Source organism: Vibrio sp. V09_P4A23P171, from assembly GCF_963875615.1.
Lineage (GTDB): Bacteria > Pseudomonadota > Gammaproteobacteria > Enterobacterales > Vibrionaceae > Vibrio > Vibrio anguillarum.
In genome coordinates this window covers 278,327-287,353 of sequence record NZ_CAWNMR010000044.1, presented here as the reverse complement: position 1 = coordinate 287,353, position 9,027 = coordinate 278,327, and the positions used below count along the sequence as shown (strand labels likewise).

The 9,027-nt window shown below is 43.3% G+C and carries 8 protein-coding genes; 1 reads left to right on the top strand and 7 read right to left on the bottom strand.

Going from position 1 to position 9,027, the window contains the following annotated elements; all coding sequences use genetic code 11:
• Positions 1–954 precede the first annotated feature (954 nt).
• Positions 955–1,566 (bottom strand): hypothetical protein, encoded by a 612-nt coding sequence (locus AACT23_RS13500; protein ID WP_094126844.1) that lies wholly within the window; start codon positions 1,564–1,566, stop codon positions 955–957.
• 137 nt (positions 1,567–1,703) lie between these two features.
• A complete protein-coding gene (locus AACT23_RS13495) occupies positions 1,704–2,090 on the bottom strand; it encodes an ASCH domain-containing protein (RefSeq protein ID WP_094126842.1) in 387 nt (128 codons plus the stop codon).
• A gap of 243 nt (positions 2,091–2,333) precedes the next feature.
• Between AACT23_RS13495 and AACT23_RS13490 the strand changes: the two genes are divergently transcribed.
• Positions 2,334–3,296 (top strand): integron integrase, encoded by a 963-nt coding sequence (locus AACT23_RS13490; protein WP_017043784.1) that lies wholly within the window; start codon positions 2,334–2,336, stop codon positions 3,294–3,296.
• Positions 3,297–3,358: 62 nt separating this feature from the next.
• Here AACT23_RS13490 and rplT read toward each other — a convergent pair whose 3' ends face one another.
• The 5 genes from rplT to AACT23_RS13465 all read right to left on the bottom strand — a co-directional run bounded on the left by rplT (position 3,359) and on the right by AACT23_RS13465 (position 8,761).
• On the bottom strand, positions 3,359–3,712 hold the full coding sequence (gene rplT / locus AACT23_RS13485; RefSeq protein WP_010319590.1) for a 50S ribosomal protein L20: 354 nt from the start codon (positions 3,710–3,712) through the stop codon (positions 3,359–3,361).
• A gap of 41 nt (positions 3,713–3,753) precedes the next feature.
• Entirely contained in the window at positions 3,754–3,948 is a 195-nt protein-coding gene (gene rpmI, locus AACT23_RS13480) for a 50S ribosomal protein L35 (RefSeq protein WP_010319591.1), read from the bottom strand.
• A gap of 103 nt (positions 3,949–4,051) precedes the next feature.
• Positions 4,052–4,603 (bottom strand): translation initiation factor IF-3, encoded by a 552-nt coding sequence (gene infC / locus AACT23_RS13475; protein ID WP_080569453.1) that lies wholly within the window; start codon positions 4,601–4,603, stop codon positions 4,052–4,054.
• A 3-nt stretch (positions 4,604–4,606) separates the two neighbouring features.
• Entirely contained in the window at positions 4,607–6,535 is a 1,929-nt protein-coding gene (gene thrS / locus AACT23_RS13470; RefSeq protein ID WP_010319593.1) for a threonine--tRNA ligase, read from the bottom strand.
• A gap of 213 nt (positions 6,536–6,748) precedes the next feature.
• Entirely contained in the window at positions 6,749–8,761 is a 2,013-nt protein-coding gene (locus AACT23_RS13465) for a DEAD/DEAH box helicase (RefSeq protein ID WP_064626716.1), read from the bottom strand.
• Positions 8,762–9,027 lie beyond the last annotated feature (266 nt).

The window sequence follows — 9,027 nt, the reverse complement described above, 5'->3', positions numbered from 1 at the left end:
CAACAAACCAAGCTTTTGAATCAGGAAAACTCAACAAGCAAGACTTTCAGAAAATGCGAAATGCTCGATTAACTTGCCCTTTCCACACTTTGCGCCCGCTAAATTCACAACAAACCAGCACCAAAACTCATTGAGGCAAACAAAGAACCTTGCCTATTTTACGGCTTGAGTAAACTACGAATTTTAGGGTAAAAATGCTCATTTGCCGACAACACAAAACGAATGGCCGGAGAAACCTCAAAAGATTGAACCCCTAAATTTATCTGAGTTGCATAACGCCCGGCTAAGGGGTTGACAACGCACCGCCGAACTTAAAAAACACACTGTAAACACTGAACTTCAATTTTGCACTAAAGTCGCCACGCGTTGGCAATCCCTCTTGAGCCGTTTGTTAGCTGCTGCACTTTAGCCGGAGATTGACTACCCAACGGCCTAATTTAAAACACATTATTGTTTTCAAGCGACAAAGTAAAACGGACAACTGAGAAACTAAAACCTAACCTACGAACACACTTGGCAAAGAAGAAATAGCAGGAAAACTGACGAGCTTCTAAGACTTAAATTTACAAAGAATTCTTTCGAAGAAGCCAACAACCAAGTGCACGAAATCCATTTAAGCGCGAAAGAGCCTCAAAACCAAAGAAGCCACACCAAAGAAATAAACAAACACACCACTTCCCGTAAACAGACTTCGGTTAGTTCAAGCACTTCACGAACAGTGCCACTGGCGAGATACATGGAAAAGTGCTGACTTTCAGGTGTAAAGCTAGAGCCTCTGACTAAGAAAAATAAGCGCTTAATTTTATGATTTTTCTTAGCCCCAGCTAACGCCCGCTTAAGGGGCAGCCAACGCCACAACCAACTTTCCGCATAACACCGTAATCACAAAAACCAACGCATAGTAAAAATTCCACGCGTTGGCTGTCCCTCTTGAAGCGTTTGTTAGGTGTGTTTCTACAATGTTTCAATGACTAGCTTTCCTTTTTCTTTCTGCAATACAACACTAACGTCTGCATTTAGAGGAGGCAGCTCAACACCACTAACTATAGTTTCACCAGCATTAATCATGGAAAAGTAGTTTTCCTTCGCATCTCGAGAGTTTGAGCGGTCCTGAAGCAAATCATTATGTATAGCTAATGCACCGTAAGCGGTAGAAAATGCCTTTCTCGCTTCTTCCCCAAGATATAAGCAATTTTTGTTGTACCAATCTTGGCATTCCATGACGATGCTTACACGCTGATCCGTATGCATGTTGGAGATAATTTTTCTCCATAACTCAAAAGCTTCCTGATGAGCCTGCATTCTTTTTTCCGGAGCAACCAATTTCAGTTGGTTGTGAGATTTTTGCATTTCTAGCCAAATGTTATTCTGATGAATAAGTTCTTGCAGTTTTTCGCCATGGAATGATTTTACTTTTTCCACAGCCTCAGTAATGGAAGAAATATCTTCTTTAGTAGCTAAGTTTTTTCCTTTTTCTTTTAAGTAGGATGGCAAAAAGAATTTTGTAAACAAAATACAGATGGAAAATGCCAAGCCAAAGCCGATTCCAAATGAACTCATATCCATGTTGTATACTCCAAAACACCTAACGCCCGCTTAAGGGGCAGCCAACGCCACTACTAACTTCCCGCATAACACCGTAACCACAAAAACCAATGCATGGTAAAAATGCCGCGCGTTGGCTGTCCCTCTTGAAGCGTTTGTTATGTTCGTAGTTCAAGTTTGACTTTGGTTGCTTCTGAATCGGGTAAATCGTAGAACTTTCGTTTTGCTATGGCCTTAACAGGGTTGCCTAGTTTTCTTACATTACTTAATTTCCACGCCAACCAGCCACTCTCAAACTCTGATTCATCACAGCCTGAATGCTCACAATCCTCTTTTACCCAAGGTTCACACGAGACAATATCAACAACAGCAATAACCTGCCCTGTCATATCTTCATCGCCCTCTTTTGTTAACCGTGTGCTATTTTGGACCAGAGCAACATTGAGCATTGGTAACACTTCTGGACGCCAAGTTCTGATTTCCAACAACTTGGTTTTGTTCGCAATCATTGTTCCCCACGGCTCAACTACAGATAGCGCTTTCACATTTTTCTCCAAAGAACATAACGCTATCTATACAACAAAATGCGACCTAATTTACCATGCTACCGCCACTTATCATGAACTTTGATAATTAGAAATCTATCATATAAATCTTTTTTATCAGATTGTTAGTTGAATAAAAACTGCGTCAGACTTCACATTAGACGACTTTATGCAACTTAGTTTGTTGACTAAACCAAAAACAACAATACTGTATATAAAAACAGGCAATTTTGTTGGGAAAATATGAAATCACAATTTATTTTAAGCATTAAAGAGTATATGCAAGCGCGACACTATGCAAAGAAAACTATAGAGGCATATTTGCACTGGATAACACGATTCATCTACTTCAATAACAAAACACATCCAATGAGAATGGGTAGTAAAGAAGTTGAGATGTTTTTAACTGACTTAGCTGTTAATGGGAAAGTAGCCGCGAAAACACAAGCGTTAGCGCTTAACTCTCTCCATTTTCTGTACCGTGAAATCATTAAAGAACCGCTATCAATTAGCATGAATTTCAAGAAATCTCAACTTGCTCAGAAATTACCAGTAGTGATGACAAGAACTGAAATTAAGCGGTTTTTAGAACATATTGAGCCACGATATCAATTGCAAATTATGCTCTTATACGGATCAGGGCTGCGGCTGATGGAATGTGTCAGACTCCGAATACAGGATATTGATTTAGATTATGGTGCGGTTCGGGTATGGCAAGGAAAAGGAGGAAAAAACCGCACCGTCACACTTGCTAAGGAGCTTTATCCACAACTAGCTGAGCAACAAGCATTAGCTAAGCGTTACTATGATAAGGATATGCAAACCAAAGGTTATGGAGGAGTCTGGTTACCCAATGCGTTGCGAGAAAAATATCCTTCAGCTCCTTATGAGTTTAATTGGCACTACTTGTTCCCATCTAATTTACTTACCTTAGATGAGAATAGTGGGTTGAAACGAAGGCACCATATTAATGAGTCGGCATTGCAGCGAGCAGTTCGGAAAACCGCTCATGATGCTGAGATACAAAAGTCAGTTTCATGCCATACGCTAAGGCATAGCTTTGCGACACACTTGCTAGAAGCGGGAGCGGACATCAGAACAGTACAAGAACAATTAGGGCATAGTGATGTAAAAACAACTCAGATTTACACTCACGTACTGGATAGAGGCGCCAGCGGTGTATTAAGCCCACTGTCGCGCTTATAAATAAGCGCAATAAAAAAGGAGAGCATACTTGCCCTCCTTTTCTTTAAACCTTCACTGCTAAATTAAAGAGCAGTTTTTGCTTTTTCAACAAGCACTGCAAATGCAGCTTTGTCGAATACCGCGATATCAGCAAGGATCTTACGATCGATCTCAATAGATGCTTTCTTAAGACCGTTAATGAAACGGCTGTAAGATAGACCATTTTGACGAGATGCTGCGTTAATACGCGCAATCCATAGCTGACGGAACTGACGCTTTTTAGTGCGACGGTCACGGTAAGCGTATTGACCAGCTTTGGTTACAGCTTGGAAAGCTACGCGGTAAACACGTGAACGTGCTCCGTAGTAACCTTTAGCTTGTTTTAGAACTTTCTTATGACGTGCACGAGCTTGTACACCACGTTTTACGCGAGGCATTATGCTTCTCCTAAACTAAACGATAAATAAACTAAAAAGAATTAAGCGTATGGCAACATGCGCATAACACCAGCCACTTCACATTTTGGAAGGATTGAGTTAGGGCGTAGTTGACGCTTGTTCTTAGTAGTACGCTTAGTCAGGATATGACGTTTTGTAGCGTGCTTAAATTTAATACCGCCAGCAGTTTTCTTAAAACGCTTAGCTGCACCTTTGTTGGTTTTCATCTTAGGCATGATGAATAACTCCGCATTGTAGTAGTTTAAATAACATGTAATTAGGGCGAATAACACCCCACCGTCTTTCAACGGCGAGGTCTCATTACTTGTAAGCCGTTAATTACTTCTTTTTAGGGGCAAGCATCATGATCATCTGGCGTGCTTCAATTCGACTCGGGAAAGACTCAACTACTGCAATTTCAGCAGTATCCTCTTTCAAACGATGAAGAACATCGACACCGATGTCTTGGTGCGCCATCTCACGGCCACGGAAGCGAATAGTAACTTTCACTTTGTTGCCTTCTTCTAGGAAACGGGTCAGGTTGCGTAGTTTTACCTGATAGTCTCCAATATCAGTCCCAGGACGGAATTTAATTTCCTTAATCTGGATCTGTTTTTGCTTCTTCTTCTGCTCTTTAGCAGTCTTGCTCTTTTCAAAGAGGAACTTGCCATAGTCCATCACACGACAAACTGGTGGCTCGGCGTTAGGGCTGATCTCTACAAGATCCATACCAGCTTCTACAGCAGCTTCTAATGCTTCGTTGATTGATACAACACCAACGGATTCACCATCTGCGCCAGTTAAACGAACTTCACGAACGCCACGAATTTCACCGTTTAAACGGTGCTGGTTTGGTTTGGCCGGCTGTTGGCCACGTCTTCCGCCTTTAATAGTTTATTCCTCCAGATTGAGCTTACGGCTAGAAACTTCGGCTTGGATATACGCAATAAAGTCATCCAATTTAAATTTACCTAAGTCCTTGCCCCTGCGGGTACGTACTGCGATCTCTCCGGCTTCCATCTCTTGGTCACCACAAACAAGCATATACGGTACACGCTTTAAAGTGTGTTCGCGGATTTTAAAGCCAATCTTCTCATTTCTCAAGTCTGCTTTGGCTCTAATTCCACATTTTTGTAGTTTTTGTGCTACTTCCTGAGCGTAAACTGACTGTTTATCAGTAATGTTCATAATTACCGCTTGTTCCGGCGCTAACCACGTAGGGAAGAAACCTGCATACTCTTCGATAAGGATACCGATAAAGCGCTCAAGTGAACCCAAAATTGCACGGTGAATCATAACCGGAACAAGACGCTCGTTACTTTCGCCAACATATGTCGCGCCTAGACGAGCAGGTAAATTGAAATCCAGCTGCACTGTACCACATTGCCACGCACGATCTAAGCAATCATGCAAAGTAAATTCAATTTTAGGGCCGTAGAATGCGCCTTCACCTTCTTGAATTTCAAATGGGATATCCATTGCCTGCAGTGAAAGCTTTAATGCTTCTTCCGATTTATCCCAAATTTCATCACTACCAACACGTTTTTCTGGGCGTGTAGACAGTTTAACAACGATGTTATCAAAACCGAACGTCGTGTAGGTGTCGTAGACCATCTTGATACAAGATGTCACTTCTTGTTGAATTTGATCTTCGGTACAGAAAATATGGGCGTCATCTTGAGTAAAGCCACGAACACGCATAATACCATGTAATGAACCTGATGGTTCATTGCGGTGGCAAGATCCAAACTCAGCCATACGCAATGGCAGATCACGGTATGATTTCAAACCTTGATTAAATATTTGAACGTGGCCTGGGCAGTTCATCGGTTTAATTGCATATTCACGATTTTCAGATGACGTCGTGAACATGGCATCCGCATATTTATCCCAGTGACCAGAACGCTCCCATAGAACTCTGTCCATCATTAATGGACCTTTTACTTCTTGGTAGTCGTACTCACTGAGTTTTTGGCGAATGAACACTTCAAGATCACGGAATATAGACCAACCGTTATGGTGCCAGAATACCATCCCTGGAGCTTCTTGCTGCATATGGAATAGATCGAGCTGCTTACCAATTTTACGATGGTCACGTTTAGCCGCTTCTTCTAAACGCGTTAAATGGGCTTGAAGTGCTTTCTTGTCATGGAATGCCGTACCATAGATGCGCTGTAGCATCTTGTTATCGCTGTTACCACGCCAGTACGCGCCAGCGATGCTAAGCAGGGTAAAGTGTTGGCAGAAGCTCATGTTAGGTACGTGAGGGCCACGACACATATCAATGTATTCTTCATGATGGTATAGACCCGGTCTGTCATCACGAGCCACATTCTGATCCAAGATTTCCATCTTGTATGTTTCACCGCGAGCTTCAAAAGCATCACGGGCTTCCTGCCAACTGACTTTCTTTTTGACAACTTGATATTTTGTCTTGGCAAGCTCTTTCATGCGCTTTTCGATTTGCTCTAAATCATCTTGCGTGAGTGATTGCTCAAGATCGATATCATAGTAGAAGCCGCTGTCGATCGTCGGACCAATCGCCATTTTGGCTTGTGGATAAAGTTGCTTTAATGCATGGCCAAGTAAGTGCGCACAAGAGTGGCGTACGATCTCTAAACCATCAACTTCATCTTTGGTCGTTATAATTTCAAGGCTAGCATCATTTTCAATAAGATCGCACGCATCGACGCGCACACCATCGACACGGCCTGCGATCGTTGCTTTTGCAAGACCAGGGCCGATAGAAGCTGCAACTTCCATTGTCGATACAGGGTGTTCAAAATGACGTTGACTGCCGTCAGGAAGAGTAATAATAGGCATGTATAATCCTTACAGTGGTGTTGCATACCAAGCAACACGTGTTGAGTTTGATTGAAAATAACCCATCGAAGCTCACTCGGTAACACGAATACCGGAACTTCAATGAAGTGAAGATTTTAACTAGCTCACGCTAGAAATGCAAAGATCGAATTATATAAATCAAAAGAAAAAGCCCATGATAAATATCACGGGCTTTGGAGTTTCAATAATTGATTATGCTTCAGCGCGACGAGGACGACTTAACGTACCCGCATTGGCATTAGCACTAGCATTGCCGTGACCACGTTCACCACGGAAGTTACCACGATGGTCGCCACCACGGTTGCGGTCAAAACGACGTTCACCATCACGACCAGTCGCCGCTGCACCGTCACGGTTGCCACGGAAGCCACCTTCACGGCCACCACGACCTGCGCCAGCCGCAGGAGCACCGCCTTCACGATTACGGAAGCCACCGTTTCCGCCTTCACGACGGGCACCACCACCGTTACCACCTTCACGACGACCACGAGACTCGCGGAAGTCATCAAAGTCACATACAACAGCACCGACTTCTTTTTGGCGAATACGCAGTTTACGCAATTTGCCTTCAACATCTGAAGACATTGATTTAGGAAGCTGTACGAATGTATGGCCTTGAGCAAGTTTAATTGCACCAATTGAACCTTTGGTTAAACCAAGTTCATTAGCTAAAGCACCAACGATGTCTTTCACTTGCACGCCTTGCTCACGGCCGACTTGTAACTGATAAGTATCCCAGTCATTGCTCGCAGTACCATATTCGCGGCGACCTTCGCGTCCATCACGGCTATCGCGACCGCCTTCACGGCGTTCACCACGCTCACTACCCTCTTTACGATCACGGCGACGTGATTTTTCACGCTCGATCGCGTCAACCATTGGATCTGGGCCGACATAGAACAGTGGACGATTGCCTTGTTGGCGCTTCAGTAAAATGGCCGCCAGTGTTGTGGCATCAATCTCTAGGCTTTGTTGAAGTTTTTCAATGAGCTCAACAAATTTGTCTAAAGCAGTATGACCTTTGTCAGCTTCTAGCTCTGCACCCAGTTTGATGAGACGAGCTTCAGCAACTTTGTCACGCATTGGAAGTTGAATCTCTTCCATTTGAGAACGAGTTACGCGCTCAATCGTACGCAACATACGAATTTGGTTCGTGCGAACTAGAAGGATCGCTTTACCTTTGCGTCCAGCACGGCCAGTACGGCCAATACGGTGGATGTATGATTCTACATCGAATGGGATATCATAGTTGAACACGTGTGTAATACGTGGAACATCAAGACCACGAGCAACAACGTCTGTCGCAACAAGAATGTCGATTACACCCTGTTTGATATGATCAACCGTGCGCTCACGCAGTGATTGCGGAATATCACCATGAAGCGCTGCCGCTTTAAAGCCACGAGATAATAACCAATCAGCTAAACGCTCGGTGTCTTGACGAGTACGTACAAAGACGATTGACGCATCGGTTTCTTCTGTTTCAAGAAGACGAGCCATCGCTTCATCTTTTTCAACACCTTTAACAACCCAATATTGCTGCTCTACTTTCGCAACAGTTTGGTTTGAACCTGCTACGTCAACACGAGCAGGATCACGTAGGTAACGGTCAACAATCGTCTTCACCATAGGAGGCATAGTCGCAGAGAACAGCACGCGTTGAGCGGTGCCAGGTGCTTGTTCCATGATCCAAGTTACGTCATCAACGAAGCCCATTTTGAGCATTTCGTCAGCTTCATCAAGGACGAAGGTATGACATTCGTCCAAATGAAGGCGATCACGAGTGATCAAGTCTTTTACACGACCAGGTGTGCCAACCACAATATGAGCACCATTTTTCAGAGCGCGCATTTGGTCAACAATAGAAGCACCGCCATAGATCTCAAGTACTTTAAGGCCTTGAATCTTTTGGCCAAGGTTTTTGATTTCTGCCGCAACTTGGATAGCAAGTTCACGAGTTGGTGCCATCACAATTGCTTGTGGCTTGTGTTGAGAAAGGTTTAATTTGTTCAGTAGAGGTAGAGAAAACGCAGCCGTTTTACCTGTACCTGTTTGTGCTTTACCTAGCGCATCTCTTCCTTCAAGAAGAAATGGAATAGCAGCAGCTTGGATAGGAGTTGGAGAAACGAAACCCATTTCATTTAGAGCAGAAAGGATTGAGTCGTTTAGGGCTAATTCACTAAATTGAATTACAGAGTCTTGCATGGAGATCCCACTAGATTAATTAACAAAAGGTCCCACGTGCTCTACCAATTCCAATACCGATCCATTAAAAAGAGCTGAGTTCCGTTCAGATGCGGATAAGTCTTAAAACGCATCAAGCCGCTAGGGACATATAAGGGACGCGGATTATTCCCTAAAAGCATAAAAAAAGCTAGTAAAAATTGAATTACATCACAAAAATTCGTCATAAATGACCATTAAGCTCATTAATTCACCCAAAACGAACACAGAAGCTGCATTTACAGCGC

Excerpts from the sequence above, each read along its gene's own strand:
- AACT23_RS13490 (WP_017043784.1), top strand. The coding sequence starts at position 2,334 with ATGAAATCACAATTTATTTTAAGCATTAAAGAGTATATGCAAGCGCGA.
- rplT (WP_010319590.1), bottom strand. The coding sequence starts at position 3,712 with ATGCCTCGCGTAAAACGTGGTGTACAAGCTCGTGCACGTCATAAGAAA.
- rpmI (WP_010319591.1), bottom strand. The coding sequence starts at position 3,948 with ATGCCTAAGATGAAAACCAACAAAGGTGCAGCTAAGCGTTTTAAGAAA.
- AACT23_RS13465 (WP_064626716.1), bottom strand. The coding sequence starts at position 8,761 with ATGCAAGACTCTGTAATTCAATTTAGTGAATTAGCCCTAAACGACTCA.
- thrS (WP_010319593.1), bottom strand. The coding sequence starts at position 6,535 with ATGCCTATTATTACTCTTCCTGACGGCAGTCAACGTCATTTTGAACAC.
- AACT23_RS13500 (WP_094126844.1), bottom strand. The coding sequence starts at position 1,566 with ATGGATATGAGTTCATTTGGAATCGGCTTTGGCTTGGCATTTTCCATC.